Origin of the sequence: Alkalilimnicola ehrlichii, from assembly GCF_003399765.1 — a bacterium.
Taxonomy (GTDB): Bacteria; Pseudomonadota; Gammaproteobacteria; order Nitrococcales; family AK92; genus AK92.
In genome coordinates this window covers 12,816-33,101 of sequence record NZ_NFZV01000028.1, presented here as the reverse complement: position 1 = coordinate 33,101, position 20,286 = coordinate 12,816, and the positions used below count along the sequence as shown (strand labels likewise).

General features: G+C 62.5%; 16 protein-coding genes, 1 pseudogene and 1 riboswitch. Of the genes and pseudogenes, 9 read left to right on the top strand and 8 right to left on the bottom strand.

The features are described from left to right. Positions 1-11: 11 nt before the first annotated feature. Together CAI21_RS19175 and CAI21_RS19170 are read left to right on the top strand one after the other, a co-directional pair. Positions 12-572, top strand: coding sequence for a nucleotidyltransferase domain-containing protein (locus tag CAI21_RS19175; RefSeq protein ID WP_116303775.1), 561 nt, complete (start codon positions 12-14; stop codon positions 570-572). After that, a complete protein-coding gene (locus CAI21_RS19170; protein WP_116303774.1) occupies positions 538-939 on the top strand; it encodes a HEPN domain-containing protein in 402 nt (133 codons plus the stop codon). The genes CAI21_RS19175 and CAI21_RS19170 overlap by 35 nt, the downstream gene beginning before the upstream one ends. 36 nt (positions 940-975) lie before the next feature. Here CAI21_RS19170 and CAI21_RS19165 read toward each other — a convergent pair whose 3' ends face one another. The 5 genes from CAI21_RS19165 to CAI21_RS19145 all read right to left on the bottom strand — a co-directional run bounded on the left by CAI21_RS19165 (position 976) and on the right by CAI21_RS19145 (position 7,568). Beyond that, entirely contained in the window at positions 976-2,070 is a 1,095-nt protein-coding gene (locus CAI21_RS19165) for a GGDEF domain-containing protein (protein ID WP_116303773.1), read from the bottom strand. A gap of 209 nt (positions 2,071-2,279) precedes the next feature. Then, complete coding sequence (locus CAI21_RS19160) at positions 2,280-2,993, bottom strand: methyl-accepting chemotaxis protein (protein WP_116303772.1); 714 nt, start codon at positions 2,991-2,993, stop codon at positions 2,280-2,282. Continuing rightward, positions 2,990-4,216: a HAMP domain-containing protein gene (locus CAI21_RS19155; RefSeq protein ID WP_116303771.1), complete on the bottom strand. Its 1,227-nt coding sequence runs from the start codon at positions 4,214-4,216 to the stop codon at positions 2,990-2,992. Before CAI21_RS19155 ends, CAI21_RS19160 begins: the two co-directional genes overlap by 4 nt. Before the next feature lie 216 nt (positions 4,217-4,432). Then, on the bottom strand, positions 4,433-5,590 hold the full coding sequence (locus tag CAI21_RS19150) for an ABC transporter substrate-binding protein (protein WP_116303770.1): 1,158 nt from the start codon (positions 5,588-5,590) through the stop codon (positions 4,433-4,435). Between the two features lie 289 nt (positions 5,591-5,879). Next, on the bottom strand, positions 5,880-7,568 hold the full coding sequence (locus CAI21_RS19145; protein WP_116303769.1) for a methyl-accepting chemotaxis protein: 1,689 nt from the start codon (positions 7,566-7,568) through the stop codon (positions 5,880-5,882). A gap of 496 nt (positions 7,569-8,064) precedes the next feature. Further along, a riboswitch (guanidine-I (ykkC/yxkD leader) is annotated at positions 8,065-8,162 on the top strand. Positions 8,163-8,213: 51 nt separating this feature from the next. On the opposite strand from CAI21_RS19145, the gene CAI21_RS19140 reads away from it, so the two are divergent. The 6 genes and pseudogenes from CAI21_RS19140 (at position 8,214) to uca (ending at position 16,111) form a co-directional block, all read left to right on the top strand. Beyond that, on the top strand, positions 8,214-9,296 hold the full coding sequence (locus CAI21_RS19140; protein WP_116303768.1) for a putative urea ABC transporter substrate-binding protein: 1,083 nt from the start codon (positions 8,214-8,216) through the stop codon (positions 9,294-9,296). A gap of 60 nt (positions 9,297-9,356) precedes the next feature. Next, entirely contained in the window at positions 9,357-10,178 is an 822-nt protein-coding gene (locus CAI21_RS19135) for an ABC transporter permease (protein WP_116303767.1), read from the top strand. After that, positions 10,175-10,993, top strand: coding sequence for an ABC transporter ATP-binding protein (locus CAI21_RS19130; protein WP_116303766.1), 819 nt, complete (start codon positions 10,175-10,177; stop codon positions 10,991-10,993). The genes CAI21_RS19135 and CAI21_RS19130 overlap by 4 nt, the downstream gene beginning before the upstream one ends. Continuing rightward, positions 10,990-11,712, top strand: coding sequence for an urea amidolyase associated protein UAAP1 (locus CAI21_RS19125; RefSeq protein ID WP_116303765.1), 723 nt, complete (start codon positions 10,990-10,992; stop codon positions 11,710-11,712). The genes CAI21_RS19130 and CAI21_RS19125 overlap by 4 nt, the downstream gene beginning before the upstream one ends. A 5-nt stretch (positions 11,713-11,717) precedes the next feature. Then, positions 11,718-12,368 carry an urea amidolyase associated protein UAAP2 gene (locus CAI21_RS19120; protein ID WP_116303764.1) on the top strand — a complete coding sequence of 217 codons (651 nt, stop codon included), beginning with the start codon at positions 11,718-11,720 and terminating at the stop codon, positions 12,366-12,368. A 156-nt stretch (positions 12,369-12,524) separates the two neighbouring features. Further along, positions 12,525-16,111, top strand: a pseudogene (gene uca / locus CAI21_RS19115) (urea carboxylase). A gap of 133 nt (positions 16,112-16,244) precedes the next feature. Here uca and CAI21_RS23385 read toward each other — a convergent pair. The 3 genes from CAI21_RS23385 to CAI21_RS19105 all read right to left on the bottom strand — a co-directional run bounded on the left by CAI21_RS23385 (position 16,245) and on the right by CAI21_RS19105 (position 17,583). Further along, positions 16,245-16,385: a hypothetical protein gene (locus CAI21_RS23385; protein ID WP_181919539.1), complete on the bottom strand. Its 141-nt coding sequence runs from the start codon at positions 16,383-16,385 to the stop codon at positions 16,245-16,247. Positions 16,386-16,561: 176 nt separating this feature from the next. Continuing rightward, on the bottom strand, positions 16,562-16,837 hold the full coding sequence (locus CAI21_RS19110) for a hypothetical protein (RefSeq protein ID WP_147305177.1): 276 nt from the start codon (positions 16,835-16,837) through the stop codon (positions 16,562-16,564). A 29-nt stretch (positions 16,838-16,866) separates the two neighbouring features. Next, the gene (locus CAI21_RS19105; RefSeq protein WP_116303762.1) at positions 16,867-17,583 is read right to left on the bottom strand and encodes a hypothetical protein; all 717 of its coding nucleotides are present in this window, start codon (positions 17,581-17,583) and stop codon (positions 16,867-16,869) included. A gap of 270 nt (positions 17,584-17,853) precedes the next feature. Here CAI21_RS19105 and CAI21_RS19100 point away from each other — a divergent pair, with 270 nt between their 5' ends. Then, positions 17,854-20,259: a TonB-dependent receptor plug domain-containing protein gene (locus CAI21_RS19100; protein ID WP_116303761.1), complete on the top strand. Its 2,406-nt coding sequence runs from the start codon at positions 17,854-17,856 to the stop codon at positions 20,257-20,259. The last annotated feature ends 27 nt before the right edge of the window (positions 20,260-20,286 follow it).

Below are 20,286 nucleotides of genomic sequence, written 5' to 3'. Positions count from 1 at the left end.
GGAGCCGGGACATGAAGCCACTGGATTACGGCCGCGAGGACCATAAGGAAATACGCTACGGCCTCGGCTACTTACCCGAAACCAAGCGCAAAGAGCTTGACCGTATCGTCGAACTGATTGCCGAAGCCGTCGACCCGCTGATGATTATTCTGTTCGGCAGCTACGCCCGCGGCGATTACAAAGAAGAAAAAGACCTCAAGCCCGGCCGCTGGTCGGGGCATGCTTCCGATTACGATCTTCTTATCATCGTCCACGACGGCACGACCGAATCCGACGCCAGCCTCGGTAATCGCCTCGGGCGGATCTGCAACGCCGAGAATTTCTCCGCCCGCGTCCAGCCCATCGTCCACCGCCTCTCGCACGTAAACGAGATGCTCAGCGAGGGGCAGTACTTCTTTCTGGAAATCAAGCGCGAGGGCCGCAGCCTGTACAATCGCGGCGTCGAGCTGGCCGAGCCACGAGAGTTGGCGGCGGAAGATCGGAGGCGGATCGCCGAGGCTTACTGCGACGAGTGGTTAAAAAACGCTCGCGGCTTTTATAAGACGTTCGAGTTCAGCTTCGGCGAAGGGTAATTACCGGCATGCATCGTTTCACCTCAACCAGGCGACCGAAGCCGCCTACAAGTGCATCCTGCTGGTCCACACTCTGTACTGCCCGCAAGAACACCGACTTGCGTATCTCGCCGAAGAAGCGGCCGACTACGGCCCGGTGTTCCACGACATCTTCCCGCAGGAAACCAAGCAACAGCACGATCTCTTCGAGCTGCTGGACAACGCCTACATCGCCGGCCGCTACCGTATGGGTTTCAACGTCGACCACGAGCACCTGGGCTATCTCGCTCCGCGAGTAAAGCAACTGCTGGCGGTCGCCGAGAAGCTATGCCGACGGGAGATCGAGACCCTCGCCGCGAAAGCGGCGGACGATCAATCTCGAGCCTGACGCCGCGTCAGCCGACAACAACAACGTTCGGGCCGCTCAGGCAGCGCTCGTTGAGGCGGCTTTTCCAGCACCGGAGGTAAGGACTACGCGAGCCATAAATGCCGTCAGGTTTTCCTGCGCAACAGGCACCGCGACGGCAACTCTTTGCTCGCCGCGGACGGTAACGCCTGCGGAGAGACGGATACTCGCCAGCTCCGAAACCTCCCGAACCCGTGCGGCCAACTGTCGGGCCGCCGCTTCCTCCGTTTCCGGCAGAACGGCGATCAGGGTGTTGTCGTCCCAGCGTCCGATGAGGTCGGTCGGGCGTAGCGCCCTGTCGACCGCTTCGGTTACCTCTGCGACCAGCCGGTTAGCGATATCGGCACCGTGCTGCCGGAAAACGGTGTCCAGCGAGCGCAGTTCCACCGCCAGAACCGACAACGGCCGGCCGTACCGCTCCCAACGCGCGTGTTCGGCTTGTAGGCGTTCGGCAAGGCTACGCTGGTTAAGCGCGCCGGTAAGCGGGTCTCGCGTGGCCCGCCAGGAGAGGTCGAGCAGCATGCGCAGTTGGCTGAGCTGCGTCCAAACGCCGATCGCTACAATTAATGCCAGCAACCACAACATGCCGAGCCAGTGAGGCTCGGCCGGCGCGCCGAACACCCCCTCCACCACCGCATACCCCATCAGCAGAGGGAACCCGACGAGCACGCCTTCGAGCAAGGTTAGCGGAAATACGGCCAACATTGCCGCAACCAGAACGGGGAAAAACGCATAGCCATAAAGCATGTCGCCATCGGCCGGACCAAGTTGTAGCCTTGCCGCGACGTAGAGCGAAAACGGGATGAGCATCAACAAAGCCAACCGCCCCCAAGCGCCCGCTAGACGTCCTCCGCGCGAGGGCGACAGGAAGTAAAGCAGCAGTGCCAGCCCGGCCATACCCAGACGCAACCCGGCTAGGACGACAAAATCCGGGAACGATAGCAGTAGATAATCCACCGGTATCCAGAGTGGAAGCAGAATCGCCAGCGCCAGTGCCAGCGTGCGGACTCGGTCGGTAATATAGCTGGCCCGGGAGGCAGTAAAATCGGCGGCATGCCGATGCGGCCATACAAGTGCGGCGAAGGCGTTCGGAGCGGACGTGTCGTTGATCATGGCGGCGCTGTTGCTTCTTCGTGATTTACCGCCAAGCTACTGCCATTGAGGCAGCCATATATTGATGTATATCAAGACTGCACAGCTGGTTTACTTGTTTCTTGCTTGATAGATCACAACCGCTCGCAGAGCCAGGGAGACCGCTTATCGAGCCGCTGGCACAGCTCGCGACGCCCCGAAGCTGCCGCCGCCGGCTTCGGGAAAGCGGCTTATACTCGGAAACGGCCCGACATGTCCCGTAAACGGGTGGCTAGCCGAGTCAGTTCATTACCGGCATCCAGAAGTTGGCGGTTAGCAGCAGCCGTCTGCCGCGCAATATCGCTCAGATTGTTGACGCTTTCGTTGATTTTGTCGGCTACCGCGGATTGCTCTTCGGTAGCGCCGGCGACCTGCGTGTTCATATCGCTGATCTGCGTCACCGTTCTGTTAATAACATCCAGCGCAGCGCGAGTCTGCTTGGCATGCTCCACACTGCTTTCCGCCTGACTGCGACTGCTCTGCATGACGCTGACGCTCTCGTCCGCACCTTCCTGTAGGCGGCTAATAAGCTGCTCGATCTCCTTTGCAGAAGCCCCTGTCCGTTGCGCCAGAATACGAACCTCGTCAGCTACCACGGCGAAGCCACTGCCATGATCGCCCGCCCGCGCGGCCTCGATGGCCGCATTCAGCGCCAGCAAATTAGTCTGCTCGGACACGGCCTGAATCACGGTCAGAACCTCGCTCACATTGTCGCTCTGCTCCTTGAGCCGGGCGATTACCGCCTCTGCCTGCGTCACCGCGTCGGCCATCGATCCGATGGCGCGCGCGGTTTCGGTGACCACGGCCTTACCGTCTTTCACGGCCGTTAGCCCCTCGACGGCCAAGTCCGCCGCCGACTGTGTGTTTCTTGCCACCTCCTGCACCGTGGCAACCATCTGATTCATGCCGCGGCCACTTGCTCGGCTTCGTTCTGCTGGCTGTCCGAAACGCTACGGCTGGATTTGCTAAGATCCTGCAAGCGGCTGGAGGCGCCGCTAAGCTCCTCGGCCGCCTGAACAATCGCTCGAATGGTTTCCTGGAAGGTGGCCATCATGCTGTTGAAGGCTTCCGCCGTTTGCCCGATCTCATCGTTACGGCCGGTGTGGATGCGCACGGAGAGATCGCCGGCTTGGCTCGCCTCGTCGCTGATGGCTTTCATCTGATCCCGCATTTCTGCCAGGGGCTTGATGACCCGCTGCATGGTACGGAAACCAAACACCCCCAAAACCGCGATTACAACCAAAGTAACGGCTATCAGCGTCACGCGTCCGGCACTGGCTACCGCCTGCGCCTCCCGTACGGCCCGATCCGCTTCGGCCATGCTATATGTTTCCACCGCTCGCAGAGCATCGCGCATCTGACCCATAGCCAAGACTACGTCCGCCAGTACGTTTTGCTGCGCTTTCTGCTCTGCAAGGTATTGCTCGCGCAGGTGGTAGACCGAGTCTTCTCGCGACACCATGATGCCGGCCAAATTTTCGATCACGGTATCCAATTCTCGCGCCAAATCTGCCTGCTGGGATGTTGCCTCATTCGAGTTGTAGATCGACGCAAGCGCTTGGCGTACGCGGTTAATCTCCTGCACTATCTCATTGTAGCGAATGCTGACCAGCAGATCGGCACTGTCCGCCAATTGCAGCTGCCGCCCCAGGTCGGCAAGCAGGACCACCACCGTTTGTACCTCGCCGCTGATGCGGGGCACGTCCAGCCGTCCTTCCATTAGACGGGCTATCACCTCGGGCGGTAACCGAGCCGGATCGTCCCCCACAAGCGCCAACTGCGAGCGCAGCTCGCGCCGCTCGCGGACTCTCTCTAAGGTTGCCCGCCCCGCCATGTTCTCGGCACTCGTCAGAACCTGCCCGCTCAGGCGTTCCATAGCCGCTATTTGATTGTCCAGCGCCTGATCGAGTTCTAACAAGCGGTGGCGGATGGACGCTAACGAAGCGTCGGCAGTGGTAAGCACCCGATAACCTTCGTCCAAGTCCCGCAACAAAGCGTCATTACCACCGCCGTCGTATCCCGCTAAGAGTTTCCTGGCCGCCTCGAACTCGCTGACCAGAGAAGCAGTTCCGGCAACCTGCGCCAACGCCTCCGGCGTATCCACGGCAAGGAGTTGAGCGTGGCGCACCCCATACCCCCCATGACGTTAGCCATGATCCGGCCTGCTGTCTGCTGCGGCAGGATGTCTTCAAGCAGGTAAGATTGAGCCGTGACTAACCGGGCGTTGGAAGCCAAGCCGGTGAAGGCCATGATCAACGCCCCGCCCACTGCGGCGCAGAACAGTCCGATCAGCATGCCCCGTACATTGAGTTGCAATAGCATGTTCGCTCCTCGCTCGCAGCGCTCAATCGAGCAGATTGGACCAGTTCACGGGTTCGAATCGGCCATTGCGAATCTGGGTTGGCCACACCGCATTGCTGGCCTGGTGATCTCCAGGCCCTAAGTGGAGTAATTCCCCCACCCCCAAATCCACCTCGCCCATGCTTAGCATGGCCTCGACAATCGCCTCTCGGTCCGGCTCGGTCTTTGCTCTACGCAAGGCCTCAGTAAAAAGCTTGGCGGCCAGATACCCCTCCAGCGAGACAAAATCGAAGCTCGCGCCGCTGTCATAGCGGTGCAACGCATCGCGGTAAGCGGCAACGGCGGGTAAATCGGCATCGTAGGGCGGCACCACCTGCGTGACGATAACATCTTCGGCAGCGCTTCCCAGCGCTGTCATAAGTGCATGGCTACCGACAAAGGAGACGTTCAGAAACAAGGCGTTAGGAAGGTCCTTGCGCGCCTCGCGAATAAACTCGGCCATGGGAGCATACGTACCCACCATGACGATCGCCCGCGGCTCCACCGGAGCCTCCAGGATCGTCGCCAAACCTTGGTGAATATTCACCGTGTTGCGCGTAAAGCGGCCATGAGCCAAGCGTTCGGGATGGGCCATTCCACGCTCGCGCAAAGCCGCCATGCCGCCGTTATAACCGGCATCGCCGAAGCCGTCGTTCTGCGTGAAAAAAGCGATTTCGTCAGGTCTGACGCCAGCCTCCAGCAAGCCGTCGATCATAGCGGCGGTTTCCTGAAAGTAGCTTGCGCGGTAGTTAATGACGTACCGGTCCGGCGGATTGCGTCTAAGCACGCCAGCCCCGGTAAACGCGCCGTATAGTAAGGTCTCGTACTGGTTATGTAGCGGTATGGTGACAATGGCCGTGGGCGTGCCCACATTGCCTATCATCGCGACGACGCCTTCTTGCTCGATCAATTCCCGGGTCGCGGGGGCCGATCGTTGCGGTTCGTACTGATCGTCCCGCGCCACCAGGCGGAGCCGCTTACCATTGATGCCGCCCGCTCGGTTAACTTCGGCGAAGTGGGCCTCGATCCCTTGCTTCATGCCCACCCCTAACGAAGCGGCCGGTCCGCTTAAAGGAGCCACCATACCCACTCGAATTTCCGCCAGGGCTGGCAACGGTAATAGCCAGATAAGGGCTCCCACGAGAACAAGGAAAGGCCGCATAGTTTCTCTCCAACACTCTATCGGTGCTTTTGTCGTTATCCAGACTATTCGTGGGCAACTGGCCTACTACAGGCACACTGCGTACGAACCCCGCGTACCCGAAGGCACGCTCTGTCAGCCTTGGCGTGGCAATACCGTGGCCAGTCTCCTTGCGCTGAGACCCAGCATCGGCTGGAAACCGAGCGAGCGTTACCTTTTGCATAAGTTAACGCTAATTTACACTGCTCCAGCGGCGCCTTGACCCTTGTCAAAGGACGCTGAGAAACCCACGCCGCGGCGGTTAGCCGCGTCAAATTCGGTAACGGCTTACCTTCGCTGCCAGCTCGCTGTTGGTCTGAGCCAGCGAGCGGGTATGTTCCCCCACGCGGCGCGTGCCGTTGCCCGTTTGTTCAATGATCGCGACGATCTGCTGCATATTTTGGTTGACTGCGTCGGACATAGCCGTTTGCTCTTCCGCCGCGCTGGCGATCTGAGCATTCTGGGTGTTGATCGTGTTCACCGCATCGAGCACGGTCGCCAAGGCGTCTTCCACCTGGCGGGCTTCCTCGACCGTCGATCGACTACGATCGCGAACGCCTTCGATAACCTGCGTTACTTCTTGTGCGCCTGCCTGTAAGCGCTCGATCATGCCTTGGATTTCCTGTGTGCTCGTCTGGGTTCTGCTCGCCAGTGTGCGCACCTCGTCGGCCACTACTGCGAACCCACGTCCGGCGTCGCCGGCGCGCGCGGCTTCGATCGCCGCGTTCAGGGCCAGCAGATTGGTCTGCTCGGCGATGCCGCGAATAACATCCAGCACGCCGCCGATGTTCTCGGACTCCTCGCCGAGCTTGTCGACAACGCTCACCCCGGTTTCCACCCGATCCGCCAAACCGTTGATCACCGTAATCGCCCGCTCAAGGAGAGCTTGCGCTGCCTCGACCTGACGCTCGGCCTTATCGGTAGCCACAGCGGCATACTGGGCACTCTCCGCCACCTGATGCGAAGCTGCGGTAAGCTGATGGATAGCGGACGCCGCCTGAGCGCTCTCGTCTTGCTGCCGATTAACGCCCCGCTCGACCTCTTCCATGATGCGATTGAGTTCGCGCGTAGAGCCGGTAATGGACGAGGCCGATTCGCGAATACCGCGCACCAGCCCACCGACCTGATCGGCGAAAGCATTGAACGCTCCGGCAAGTTCTCTGAATTCGTCCCGTGTATCGATATTCAGGCGCCGGGTCAGATCGCCATCGCCTCGGGCAACATCGTGCATCGCCGTCAAGCTACGCCTCAGGGGAGCATTGATACTACGCGCCACCACCACCGCCAGCGCGGCAATGCCGAGCACCGAACCCAAAGCGGCGAGGAGCGAGCGCACGAACGCAGCCCCGAGTGCCTCATGCACGCCGCTCTCGATCCCCTCGATCTGCTCGTGCAATCCCTCGACCCAAAAGCCGGTACCAATCGCCCAGCCCCATTCTTCGAGCATGGCGGCGTAAGCTAGCTTCGGCCCCACCGCACGGTCCGGATTCTCCCACGCGTACTCGACGAAGCCGCCACCGCGGTTCGCCGCCGCAAGCAACTCCCGAATGAGGTACACGCCGTTAGGGTCTTGAAATCCGATGAGGTTGCGCCCCTCAAGCGCGGGGTTTACGCCGTGCGCGATGTTCACCCCGTTTCGGTCGTAGACGAAAATGTAGCCAATGTCGCCCGCGTCGTCGAAGCGCAACCGACGCAGGATTTGTTTGGCCTCCTCCTGCACTTCCGGATTCGTGAGCGCATCGGGCCGCTCGCGCAGGTGTTCGATCGAGGTGAAAGCGAGCTGGAGGTAATTGCGTAATTCGTGACGCCGATCGGACATCATCTGCTCGGCAAATCGATCGACTGCCTGCTGACCGGTGGCACGAGATTGCAGCAAGTTGTAGGTCGTGAGCAATGTCGCGACGACGATGAGGGGAACCAAGGCCAGAAGTAAGATACGCGTGCGAATGGTGACTCTCATCCTACCCCCGCAAAGAACGTGATGGGAATAAGGTAAAAGCATGCGCTATGCATGCGCAGCGCACCCATTGCTTCTCGATCAGCTACAAGCCACGTCCTGCAAGCCCTATCAGCAAACAGCGTTGTCGATCCAAGGTCCGCCTCGACACGCCGCGATCATCGCCCGCACTGCCCTTTATAATAATTTTAGAAGCGCCCTCCCCCCGTAAAAAACGAAGAGTAACGGGCGCCTCTATGCTCACCAGAGCTATCGACATAGAGCACGGAAACTTTAGCCGGGATCGCCGCCGCAACACCCGCTCAAGGCACCACACCAGTGCGCCTCAACAGCCAAACGCACCACAACAGTGCGCGCCAGCTTTACCTCAGCCCACCCAAAAGCACAATAACCTCCCGTAATCCCAGACATTTCAAATCCTGGCCCCTATCTTGCTTCCTGTCGAACCGGAAGCAGGAGAATCATTGGCGGAAGGCCGCGCTTGCTTCTGACAATTCGGTAAATGGGTGGCTAGGGTTCCGATCCGCGACGCGGGTGCTGGTCCGAGAGCCGCCGACCTCCTCGGAGGTTACACGGAGGGACAAAAGCCCGGGAGATCGACAGTGATTCTCCGCGTGCTTGTTTTTCCGGTAACCCCAGGAGGGCACCATGACTCGACAACATCGACGCTTCAGCCCCACCCGCCTGTTCGGCGCTCTGCTCGCCCTGACGCTCATTGTCGCCTCCCCTGCCCCCGCTCAAGAGCGGGAGAGCTTCCGCATCGCCTGGTCGATCTATGTCGGCTGGATGCCATGGAGCTACGGCGATCAAGAGGGCATTGTCCAAAAGTGGGCGGATAAGTACGACATCGACATCGAGTTGGTGCAGATCAACGACTACATCGAATCGATCAACCTCTACACGGCGGGCAGCTTCGACGGCGTCACCGTCACCAACATGGACGCGCTGGCCATTCCTGCCGCCGGTGGCGTCGATACCACCGCCCTGATCGTCGGCGACTTCTCCAACGGTAACGACGGCATCGTCCTCAAAGGCAGCAGCGATCTGGCGGCCATCGAGGGCCGTCGGGTCCACCTGGTCGAGCTGTCGGTTTCGCACTACCTGCTCGCCCGCGGGCTTGAAAGCGTGGGCCTACGCGAGCGCGACCTACGCGTGGTAAACACGGCCGACGCCGACTTGGTCGCCGCGTTTGCCTCGCGCGACGTTCAGGCCGCCGTTGCCTGGAACCCGCAGCTTAACGAGATCCGCCGCCAGCCTGGCGCTAACGTCGTCTTCGATTCCTCGCAGATTCCGGGCGAGATCATGGACTTGCTCGTAGTCAACAGCGAAACGCTCCAGGCCCACCCTGAACTGGGCAAGGCGCTCGCCGGCGCCTGGTACGAAATCATGGGCGTGATGAGCGGCGACGACACCGCCGGCGAGCGGGCTCGCGAGCACATGGCAGAGGCCGCCGGCACCGACCTGGCAGGCTTCCAGACTCAGCTCGACAGCACGCACATGTTCTACAGCGCCAGCGAGGCGGCCGACTTCGCCGCCAGCGACCAACCCCGCACCACCATGGAGCGCGTGCGCCGGTTCGCTTTCGAGAACGGGCTGTTCGGGGAGCGGGCGCGCAGCGCGGACTTCGTCGGCATCGAGTTCGCCGACGGTTCGGTACTGGGCAGCGAGCAGAACGTTCGCCTGCGCTTTACCGACCGCTACATGCGCATGGCCGCCGACGGCGAGCTTTGAGCCACGCCCGGGCGGCAGCGCTCGCCCGGCCTCATCCCGCGCGCAAGCTGAGAGTGCCCGATGAAACGATTGATCAACCTTCAGCCAGGCAAACCGCTGGGTTTCGTGCTGGGACTGCTGCCCTTCGTGGTCGTCGTGCTGGTCTACATGGCCGCCTCGGCGGCCCGGCTGGCGGACAATCCCAACGATCCGCTGCTGCCTTCGTTGGCAGCCATGGTCGATAACTTCCAACGCCTTGCCACCGAGGAAAATCGTCGTACCGGCGACATCGTACTTTGGCTGGACACCCAGGCCAGCCTCTATCGGCTGGGCCTTGGGGTGCTGATCAGCGCCTTGTTGGGGTTAGCGGTCGGCATGGTCAACGGCATGCTTCCCTACGCCCGGCACAGCTTCTCGCCATTCGTCGCCGTGCTCTCCATGATCCCGCCGCTTGCTGTGTTGCCGGTTCTGTTCATCGCCTTCGGCGTCGGCGAACTCTCCAAGGTGGTGTTGATCGTGTTCGGCACCGCTCCCTTCATCATGCGCGATTTGCAGCAGCGGGTGGAGGAGCTGCCCCGCGAGCAATTCACTAAGGCTCAAACATTGGGCGCATCGAGTTGGCAGATCGCGCTGCGTGTGGTGCTACCGCAGGTGTTGCCGCGCCTGCTCGATGCGGTGCGGCTGTCGCTGGGCGCGGCTTGGCTGTTTTTGATCGCTTCCGAGGCGATCGCCGCCACCGAAGGGCTGGGGTATCGCATCTTCCTGGTCCGGCGTTACCTCGACATGGAGACCATCCTGCCGTACGTGCTCTGGATCACCCTGCTCGCGTTTCTGTTCGACCTGATGCTGCGGCTGGCCTCGCGCCTACTCTTCCCCTGGTACCAGAGCGGGAGGTCCCGATGAGCGCTATCCGCCTCAAACACGTGTGGAAACAGTACGACGACCAGGTGGTACTGGAGAACATCAACCTGGACGTCAAGGAGGGCGAGTTCGTCACCATCGTCGGCGCCTCCGGCTGCGGCAAGACGACCTTTCTGCGCATGCTGCTCGGCGAGGAATCCCCCAGCCGCGGCGAACTGTTGCTCGACGGCGAGCCGCTAGCCGCAGAGCCGGGGCCGGACCGCGGCGTGGTGTTCCAGCGCTACTCGGTGATGCCGCACTTGACCGCGCTCGGCAACGTCATGCTCGGCACCGAACTGGAACGCTCGCCGCTGCTTGGGAAGCTGTTCGGCAAGGCGCGGCGCCAAGCGCGCGCGCAGGCGCTGGAGATGCTGGACGCGGTGGGTTTGGCGCCCGCGGCCAACAAATACCCTGCCGAACTCTCCGGCGGCATGCAGCAGCGGCTCGCTATCGCCCAGGCATTGATGAAAAAGCCACGCATCCTCTTGCTCGACGAGCCCTTCGGCGCCCTCGACCCGGGCATCCGCAAGGACATGCACGCGCTGATCCTAACGCTGTGGGAGCGCACCGGGCTGACCATCTTCATGATCACCCACGACCTAAAGGAAGGGTTTTATCTGGGCACCCGCCTGCTGGTGTTCGACAAGGTCCGCCACGACCCGCAGGCCCCCGGCGCCTACGGCGCCAACATCACCTACGACATCCCCATCGGTCAGACCGACCCGCGGCTGTACCGGGAGATTCGCAACAACATCGGTCTGCCGCCGGAGCCCGGCCCGCAGACCGTGCAGGCTAAGAACGAAGGAGATAAACCATGACGACGCGCGAATGCGTGCATAGCGAGACGGTGCCCGGCGGGCGCTATTGGTCGCAGGTCATAAAGCGCGGTTTTTCCCTGCGCTTGACCGACCCCAGCGGCGGCGCGAACGTCGGCATGTTGCTGTTCAACCCGCACAACCACCTCGAACGCTACAACATGTCCGACACCCTAAAGGGGCAGCATACCGCCAAGCTCGGCCGCGGCAACATGCTGTACTCGGACATGGGGCGCGCGATGCTCTCGATCGTCGAGGACACCGCCGGCTGGCACGACACCATCGGCGGCATGAGCGATGCCGCCCTGGTGGCACGCAAATGGGGCCGGAACACCTATCAAACGGCGCGCAACGACTTCTACCGCAATGGGCGCGAACTGTTTCTGATCGAACTCGGCAAGTGGGGGCTGGGCAAGCGGGATCTGGTGCCGAACCTCAACCTCTTCAGCAAAGTGTACGTCGACGCCGCCGGCAACCTCACGTTCGACCCCGCGCACGCCAAGGCCGGCGCGATGATCGAGCTGCGCGCCGAGATGGACACCCTGGTGGTGCTCAACACCGCACAGCATCCGCTCGACCCGAGCCCTGAGTATGCACCCCGATCCGTGCAGCTCGACATCCTCCGCGCCGCGCCCGTCGCCGAGGACGACTACTGCCGCAACTTCCGGCCGGAAAACGAGCGCGCCTACCAAAACGCCGCGATCTACAACTGTCAGGGGTAAACAGCATGAGCGGACAGAACCTCACCGAGAGCAAGCGCGACCCGAAGAACGCCGTCAGCCGCGAGATCGTGCTCGGCGGCGACCCGTGGCTCAAGGAACTCAAGACCGGCCAGACGCTGCGCATCCTCGACCTGGAGGGCAATCAGGCGGTGGACACGCTGTTCTTCAGCCTAGCCGACCCGAAGGAGCGCTACTCGGCAATCGACACCATCAACGCCCAGGGCAACGTCTACCTCACTGCTGGCAGCAAGCTCATGTCGAACGAAGGGCGGGTAATGCTCACCATCGTTGCCGACACCTGCGGTCGCCACGACACGCTGGGCGGCGCCTGCGCAGCCGAGTCCAACCAAGTGCGCTACGCGCTGGACAAGAAATCGATGCACAGCTGCCGCGACAATTTTCTTTCCATCATCGGCGAGTGCGATCGCTACGGGATCAGCAAGCGCGACCTCACCAGCAACATCAATTTCTTCATGAATGTCCCGCTCACCCCCGAAGGCGGGCTGACCTTCGAGGACGGCATCTCGGGCGCGGGTAAGTACGTCGAGCTGCGCGCCGAGATGGATGTGCTGGTGCTGGTCTCCAACTGCCCGCAGCTGAACAACCCCTGCAACGCCTACAACCCGACCCCGGTCGAGATGCTGATCTGGGATTGATGCGCACGGCCCACCCAACCGGGCTTTGCGAACACCCTCACAAGCCGCGAACGGCCGCCGCCCAGCGGCCCGAAACGAACCCACGCCGGGGACGGCCCCGTGCGTACTCCGTATTTCGGCGGGACGACCCGCCACCCGATTTCGCGAGACAGCCGAATGTTCAAGAAGGTACTGATCGCCAACCGCGGCGCCATCGCCTGCCGAATCATCCGCACGTTAAAAAACTTGGCGTCGGCTCGGTGGCCGTCTACTCCAAAGCCGACCAACACTCGCTGCACGTCGCTCAAGCCGACGAGGCGGTCTGCATCGGCGAGGCCGCTGCCAGCGAGTCTTACCTTGTTGCCGAACGCATCCTTGAGGCGGCCAAGGCCACCGGCGCCGATGCCATCCACCCCGGCTACGGCTTTCTGTCCGAGAATGCCGACTTCGCCCGCGCCTGCGAGGCCGCCGGCATCGCCTTCATCGGCCCCACGCCGGAGCAGATGCTCGATTTCGGTCTCAAGCACACCGCGCGCGAACTCGCCGAGCACAGCGGCGTGCCGCTGCTGCCGGGCACCGGGTTGCTCGACTCGGTGGAGGCCGCACTTGCCGCGGCGGCGGCGATCGGCTACCCGGTCATGCTCAAGAGCACCGCGGGCGGCGGCGGCATCGGCATGCAGCTGTGCTACGACGCCGGGGCGCTGAAGGATGCCTACGGTTCGGTCAAGCGCTTGTCGCAGAACAACTTCTCCAATAACGGCATCTTCCTCGAAAAATACGTCGAACAGGCGCGGCACATTGAGGTGCAGTTGTTCGGCGACGGCGCGGGCAAGGTGATCGCGCTCGGCGAGCGCGACTGCTCGCTGCAGCGGCGCAATCAAAAAGTAGTCGAAGAGACCCCGGCGCCCAACATCCCGGACGGCGTTCGCGCTGAGCTGCTAGCCACCGCCGAGCGGCTCGGGCGGCGCGTGAATTACCGCTCCGCCGGCACGGTCGAGTTCATCTTCGACGCTGCCAGCGGCGCGTTCTACTTTCTTGAGGTAAACACCCGGCTGCAAGTCGAGCACGGGGTGACGGAAGCGGTGACCGGCGTGGATCTGGTCGAGTGGATGGTGCGCGGCGCCGCCGGCGATCTGCCGGATCTCGACACCCTACGCCCGGGGGCGCCGAACGGGCACTCGATCCAGGTGCGCCTCTACGCCGAGGACCCGGGCAAGCACTTCCAACCTTCCACCGGCACCCTCACCGAGGTCGCCTTCCCCGTGGGCGTACGGGTCGACACCTGGGTCGAGCGCGGCAGCGAGATCTCGCCATACTACGACCCGATGATCGCCAAGCTCATCGTCCACGCTGACAACCGCGCGGCCGCCATCGCGCGCCTTAACGAGGCGTTGGCCGCCACCCGCCTCGCGGGGTTGGAGACCAACCTCGACTATCTGCGCCAGGTCACCCGCGATTCGGTGTTCGCCGACGGCCGCCAGACCACCCGTTACCTGAACGGCTTTTCTTACCGCGCCGCCACCGTCGAGGTGCTCAGTGCCGGCACCCAGACCACCCTCCAGGACTGGCCCGGCCGTGTCGGTTACTGGGACATCGGCGTGCCGCCGTCCGGGCCGATGGACAGCCTGGCCTTCCGCATCGGCAACCGTCTGCTCGGCAACGAGGCGGGCGCCGCGGGGCTGGAGCTTACCGTCAACGGCCCGACCCTGAAGTTCAACTGCGACAGCGTGATTGCGCTCGCCGGTGCCGCTATGCCGGCCACCCTCGACGGCGAGCCGCTGCCCTACTGGCAACCAGTGCCCGTGCGGCGCGGGCAGACGCTGAAGATAGGTGCCATCGACGGCGCCGGCGCCCGCGCCTATCTATTGGTAAAAGGCGGCATCGAGGCGCCGCTGTATCTGGGCAGCCGCTCGACCTTCACCCTCGGCCAGTTCGGCGGCCACGGCGGCCGCGTATTGCGCCCCGGCGATGTGCTGCACGTGAGCGAGCAGCAACTCGGCGGCGAGCCACGGCCGGCGCCGGGGCTCGTGCCCGACTACGGCAGCCACTGGGAATTGCGCACCCTCTACGGCCCTCACGGGGCGCCGGATTTCTTCACGCCGCAGGACATCGCGACCTTCTTCGATACCGACTGGGAGGTTCACTACAACTCCAGCCGCACCGGCGTGCGCCTGATCGGCCCCAAACCCGAGTGGGCGCGCGAGGACGGCGGCGAGGCGGGGCTACATCCCTCCAACATCCACGACAATGCCTACGCCATCGGCACCATCGACTTCACCGGCGATATGCCGGTGATCCTCGGCCCCGACGGTCCGAGCCTGGGCGGCTTCGTCTGCCCGGCCACCGTCGTCAGCGCCGATCTGTGGAAACTCGGCCAGCTGCGCCCGGGCGATATGGTGCGCTTCGTGCCGGTGAGCATGGCCGACGCCAACCGGCTTGAGCGTGCGCAGGATCGCGCCGTCGCCGAGCTGGCCCCGGCCGCCACCGCCGTCGAGCCGGTCGAGATCGTCACTCCGGTACTGAAGGAAAAACCCGCCGGCGAGCATCCGGTGGGCGTGACTTATCGCCCCTCGGGCGATAAGTACCTGCTGGTCGAGTACGGCCCCCTCGTGCTCGATCTGAACCTGCGTTTCCGCGTCCAGGCGCTGCTTGAGTGGCTGGCCGAGCAAGGCATCGCCGGCATCGTCGAGATGACGCCGGGCGTGCGCTCGCTACAGATCCACTACGAGCCGCGCCGGCTGCCGCTGACGCGGCTGCTCGACATCCTGGAGCAGGCCGAGGCCGAGCTGAAGGACCTGTCCGACGCCGAGGTGCCCTCCCGCATCGTCCACTTGCCACTGGCCTGGGACGACAGCCAAACGCGGCTGGCCACCGAGAAGTACATGCAGTCGGTGCGCAAGGACGCCCCCTGGTGCCCGCGCAATATCGAGTTCATCCGCCGCATTAACGGCTTGCAGAGCGAGGAGGAAGTCAAACGTATCGTCTATGACGCCTCTTATCTGGTGATGGGCCTGGGCGATGTTTACCTGTCGGCGCCGCTCGCCACGCCGGTGGACCCGCGCCACCGCCTGGTCACCACCAAGTACAACCCCGCGCGCACCTGGACGCCGGAGAACGCGGTGGGTATCGGCGGCTCGTACATGTGCATCTACGGTATGGAAGGACCGGGCGGTTATCAGTTCGTCGGCCGCACGCTACAAGTATGGAGCCGCTACCACACCACGCCCGAGTTCCAACAGCCCTGGCTGCTGCGCTTCTTCGACCAAATCCGCTTCTATGAGGTGAGCGAAGAGGAGCTGCTCGCCCTGCGCGAGGACTTCCCGCGCGGCCGCGCCCACATCGAAATCGAAGAGACCACCTTCTCGCTCAAGCGTTACAACCGGTTCCTCGCCGACAACGCCGCCAGCATCGGCGAGTTCAAGCAAACCCAGCAGGCCGCGTTCGAGGCCGAGCGCCAGCGCTGGATCGCCACCGGGCAGGCCAACTACATCGCCGAGGCCGATGCCGCTCCCGAGGCCGCCGATGCGGTGGCGCTCGGCGCTGGGGAGAGCGCGGTGGAAAGTCACGTCCATGGCAGCGTCTGGCAGATTCCGCTGCAAGAGGGCACGGCGGTAACGGCGGGCCAGCCGCTCATCGTTATCGAGTCGATGAAGATGGAGATCAGCGTAGTCGCCGACCGCGACGGCATCGTCAAGCGTGTGCTATGCAGCGAGGGCGGCCAGGTCACGCCGGGCCAGACCTTGCTGGTCATCGGCGAGCCGTGAAGCGAGAACAGTGGCGGTAGCGTGTACCGGCCGGCCCAGTATTACCCGCTTTGGAGCCGATCTCGTTAGAGATCGGCTTGAGCGAAGCCGTCGGCTGGTCGATAGATCAAGTGTAAAACCAAGCGGACGCTCGTTATTGCCATTCGCCGCGGTCCCATTCCATTTCGTCCCAGTTCGACCCGGCTTCCGGCGTATTGCCGCCGGAACTGCCGCCTCTATCGCAGCCGACCAGCAGTAACAGACACAGCAGAGTAACCGCCAATTTGAAGTACATGGTCGTCTCCTTGCTTTCTTGCCGCTAGGGGCACGCCCTCCCGCTTAGACTTGCCTGTACAGAGCCCTGCTTCCGGTTCCTGGCAAGGTACGGCGGACCGGCAATGGCCACGGCCGGAAGGGGCACTCCGTTTGAGCGGGCTTGTGTGCGCCCACGGCTGTGTTATCGATCGGCCGCTAGGGTGCGATCTCCTGCGCATCCGTGGCGTGGGTGCCGCCACCGCCAAGAACCACGCTGCGGGGGCCACTGGCCTCATTATGTTGCCCACCCCCGACAACCACCGAGTGGTCGCCGCTGGCCCTATTATTCCAGCCGCCAACCGCTACGCTGAACTGCTCCGAAGCTGTATTGGAAGCACCGCCCAGTACTGTCGCACCGCGCGCACTCCCCCCGCCGGTATCGGCCTCGATGCGGTTACGGTTGCCCCCCACAATTGCAACGCGATTACCCACGAGCACAGCATTGTGATAGCCACCTACAATCACCGCCCGGCTGCCGGTAGTATGGGACGTGCCCCGCGCCTTCCCCGAGATCTTATTATCGCCCCCCCCACGATGACGCTGTGCTCCGCGGCAACGATATTATTCCGCCCCCCAGCCACGGCGGAGAAAGCCCCGGTAGCCGCATTGTTTTGCCCCAGCACTAAGCCTCCGTACCCGGAATAGGCATTTCCTTGCCCCCCCACTAGGTTATGCGACCCCTGCTTGAAGCTAACCGCCCAGGTTCCCCCCGCTCCGATGCAGAGGCTTTCTGCATCCGCTTCCGCGCTATTGAAGCGCCGCCCCAGCGAGCAGGTTGGCTCGCCTTGCCGCGCTTCGTTGTAGCCAAGAATCAAGTTGCCGAGCCCATTGGCGGTTGCCGTACTGCCTTGGCCATTGACCAGTTGCAGATTGACGCCGCTAAAACGCACCGTCTGCCCCTGAGCGGCATGGGGGTCGGGAATGATCGCCATGACGTCATTGAGCGCCATGGCATCGCTGTTCTGAACTTGCTTCAGTTCGCTTTCCAGTTCGTCGATACGCTGCTCCAGGGCCTGTATGTGGCCGATCAGTGCCTCGAAATTCTCATTTACCTCTGCGGCCACAGCAGTATTGCCTGCCTGAAAATGATGAGGAACAGCGCTATCCGCCCAGAGCGCCGGGCTGGCTGCCAGCGTAACGGCCACCAGCCCGCTCGCGGCGATGGTTGCTTTTGACATCAGGCTCTCCCTAATTGAGTTTTCTTTTATGGCATCCGCCCGGGCGCATCGAGCGTGAGAAACACCTTAGATTATTGATCGGGTGAGAGACGATGCCCCGGATGGGCTAGCCCTTCTAGGAAGATCTGCTTAGGCGCCGGCTGTCGCCTCCCTGGCAGGCATACCGACACCGGCGTTGCGCTTTCGGTACCGTTTCGCTAACCCCAGGCAACGCTTGACAGTCCATGTATAATCGAAAAACGATATGTTATATCATAACAGGTGAGAATAATGATAAGACGGTTCTTTATGGTCGCCGCAACCTCCTTGGCGCTTCCATACCCTGGGGCCTTGGCCGAAGAGATCGGCAACGATACCGCGTTACCGCTTGAGCGTATATTGGTCACGCCCTTTCTCGCCAAGGACGGAGAAACCATTTTTTCGAGCACGGACCTGGAAGGACTGCCCCGAGGCGACGGCGGCCTTAGCCGCGTGCTCCGGCTAGCGCCCGGCGTTCAAACGGGCCAGCGCGCAGGTAGCGCCGATCGTGCCGGCGAGATCGATCCGGAGCGGATTTCCATTTCCGGTAGCCGTTTTTATCAAAACCGGTTCCAAATCGACGGCTTCGCCAACGACAGCCTGCTGGACCCGGGCTGGGATCGGGTGACGGTACCGTATGACACGCCGGGCCACCAAAACAGGCAATTTCTGCCAAGCCACCTGATCGACTCGGTCACTGTCCGCGACAGCAACATTCGCGTCACCGAGGGCGGCTTTAGCGGCGGTGTGGTGGACGCGGAAACGATTCCGGCGGCGGCCGAGCCGACCGGCCGTATTAGTTTTGGGGGGCAACGCCCGGACTGGTCGGAGTTTTCCCGTAATCAAGCCGGCCCCGCGGCCAACGAGCCGAGTTTCAGCAAGTGGGAAGGGAGTTTTCTCTACTCCGGCCCGCTTAGCGATAACGCGCGCGGTCTGATCTCCTTAAGCCGGCTTGAGTCGCGCGTCGACTATGCGTCCAACCAGGAAGACGGTCGCACCGCGACCGAGCGGAACCAAAGCGATAGCCTGTTCGGCAAGCTCGAGTACGATCTCGCGAACAACGGCCTACTGGAACTCTCGACCATACACGCGCCGTATGAGGCGACCGACTTTGCCGCCCCCAACAACTACGACCCTTCGGACGTCACACTGCACCATCAGAACATCAGTACCGGGCTCAACAGTCGCCTCACGTTACCGACAACGGAAGGCGTACTAGAGTTACGGGTGGGCGTTCATCGCTCCGAGAACAGGCGCCGCTCCGACTCCAACCGCTTCAACTGGGCGGCCGTCGACAGCAAGGCAGACTGCACCGCCGGAAGCTTCTGTACGGAAGGCGGCTTCGGCAACATCGACAAGTACGAGCAGGGCATCGAATCCCATAGCGCGTTCACCTTGAACCCCATAGAGTGGGGCAACACCCATCACGCCTTAACCATCGGCAGCGAACTCGGCTATACACAGGCGCGATTCGACGTCGAAGAATCCGTCAACTACACCCGCTCCAGTCGCAGCAGCGTTGGCTCGGGCGATATTCCCGACGCATGCGCGGCGAACGACCCGGCCTGTATCGAGGGCGAACAATTCATAGAAGGACGCACTTTCACGCCGGACAGCAGCACCACCGCTTCGCAAGCGCACGTGGCGCTGTTCCTTGAAGACGAGATAGCCGTTGGCCGGTGGTTACTTCGTGCCGGTTTGCGTTATGACTACAACGGGCTGCTCGATAACCACGACTTCGCGCCTCGCCTATACGGGCGCTACGACCTCTTTGGCGATCGCCGCACCACGCTCAAAGCCGGCGCAGCGCGCTACTACGGCCGCAGCTTTCTCGGCTTTAAACTCCGGGAAGGCCGCAACCCCATCTATAATGAAGAGCGGGAGCTGGAAAACGGGACGCCGGGCGAATGGACGCGAACCGGCGAGGCCTTCCCCAACTTTCGTTTCGACAGTAACTTGCGCACACCTTACTCCGATGAGTACACGCTCGGGGTCGAGCAGCGCCTTGGTCGGGCAGGCCTTATCGACCTCCAGTACGTCGCGCGACGCTATCGCGACGAATTCCTCCGCGACGACTCCATCGGCGAAGACAACCGTCTGGACAGCCCAATCACCAATAACGGTCAAACCGACTACCAATCGGTACGTCTGAACTGGCGCGGACATTGGGGCAACCGTTCGGTTCTGGCCAACGTTACCTGGCAAGACACGCGCAGCGGCGATGTCAGCTACGACCCCAACTTCGGCGAGCAAACCGAGAACGTCGTGTTCGACGGCGACGTGATCCATCGCTCCGAACTGCCGCGCCAGGACTATAACCGCCCCTGGGAAGCTAACTTAGCTTACCTCCACCGCTGGCCGAGTCTGCATCTGCACGGCAGCGTCGTGCTCCAGTATGTTGCCGGTTACGACCGCGTGGTGAGTCAGTGGGGGGCCGACCCCGAAACCGGGCTCGACGTATTCACAGAGGAACGCGTCAACGACGTCGCGACCGTCGATCTTGCCGTTTCCTGGCGGCCTCCGCTCGGCGAGCGCATCAACTTACAGATCGATGCCGAAGTGCTCAGCCTATTCAACAACCGCCAAGCGCCGGAAGACCAGTACTCGCCGTTCGAGCTTGGCCGGCAGTACTGGCTGAGCAGCACTCTGCACTTTTAGCTTGCGGCCGGATTAAGAAAACCCATC

Excerpts from the sequence above, each read along its gene's own strand:
- CAI21_RS19105 (WP_116303762.1), bottom strand. The coding sequence starts at position 17,583 with ATGTCAAAAGCAACCATCGCCGCGAGCGGGCTGGTGGCCGTTACGCTG.
- CAI21_RS19135 (WP_116303767.1), top strand. The coding sequence starts at position 9,357 with ATGAAACGATTGATCAACCTTCAGCCAGGCAAACCGCTGGGTTTCGTG.
- CAI21_RS19130 (WP_116303766.1), top strand. The coding sequence starts at position 10,175 with ATGAGCGCTATCCGCCTCAAACACGTGTGGAAACAGTACGACGACCAG.
- CAI21_RS19145 (WP_116303769.1), bottom strand. The coding sequence starts at position 7,568 with ATGAGAGTCACCATTCGCACGCGTATCTTACTTCTGGCCTTGGTTCCC.
- CAI21_RS23385 (WP_181919539.1), bottom strand. The coding sequence starts at position 16,385 with ATGTACTTCAAATTGGCGGTTACTCTGCTGTGTCTGTTACTGCTGGTC.
- CAI21_RS19160 (WP_116303772.1), bottom strand. The coding sequence starts at position 2,993 with ATGAATCAGATGGTTGCCACGGTGCAGGAGGTGGCAAGAAACACACAG.
- CAI21_RS19140 (WP_116303768.1), top strand. The coding sequence starts at position 8,214 with ATGACTCGACAACATCGACGCTTCAGCCCCACCCGCCTGTTCGGCGCT.
- CAI21_RS19165 (WP_116303773.1), bottom strand. The coding sequence starts at position 2,070 with ATGATCAACGACACGTCCGCTCCGAACGCCTTCGCCGCACTTGTATGG.
- CAI21_RS19150 (WP_116303770.1), bottom strand. The coding sequence starts at position 5,590 with ATGCGGCCTTTCCTTGTTCTCGTGGGAGCCCTTATCTGGCTATTACCG.
- CAI21_RS19100 (WP_116303761.1), top strand. The coding sequence starts at position 17,854 with ATGATAAGACGGTTCTTTATGGTCGCCGCAACCTCCTTGGCGCTTCCA.
- CAI21_RS19175 (WP_116303775.1), top strand. The coding sequence starts at position 12 with ATGAAGCCACTGGATTACGGCCGCGAGGACCATAAGGAAATACGCTAC.
- CAI21_RS19120 (WP_116303764.1), top strand. The coding sequence starts at position 11,718 with ATGAGCGGACAGAACCTCACCGAGAGCAAGCGCGACCCGAAGAACGCC.
- CAI21_RS19125 (WP_116303765.1), top strand. The coding sequence starts at position 10,990 with ATGACGACGCGCGAATGCGTGCATAGCGAGACGGTGCCCGGCGGGCGC.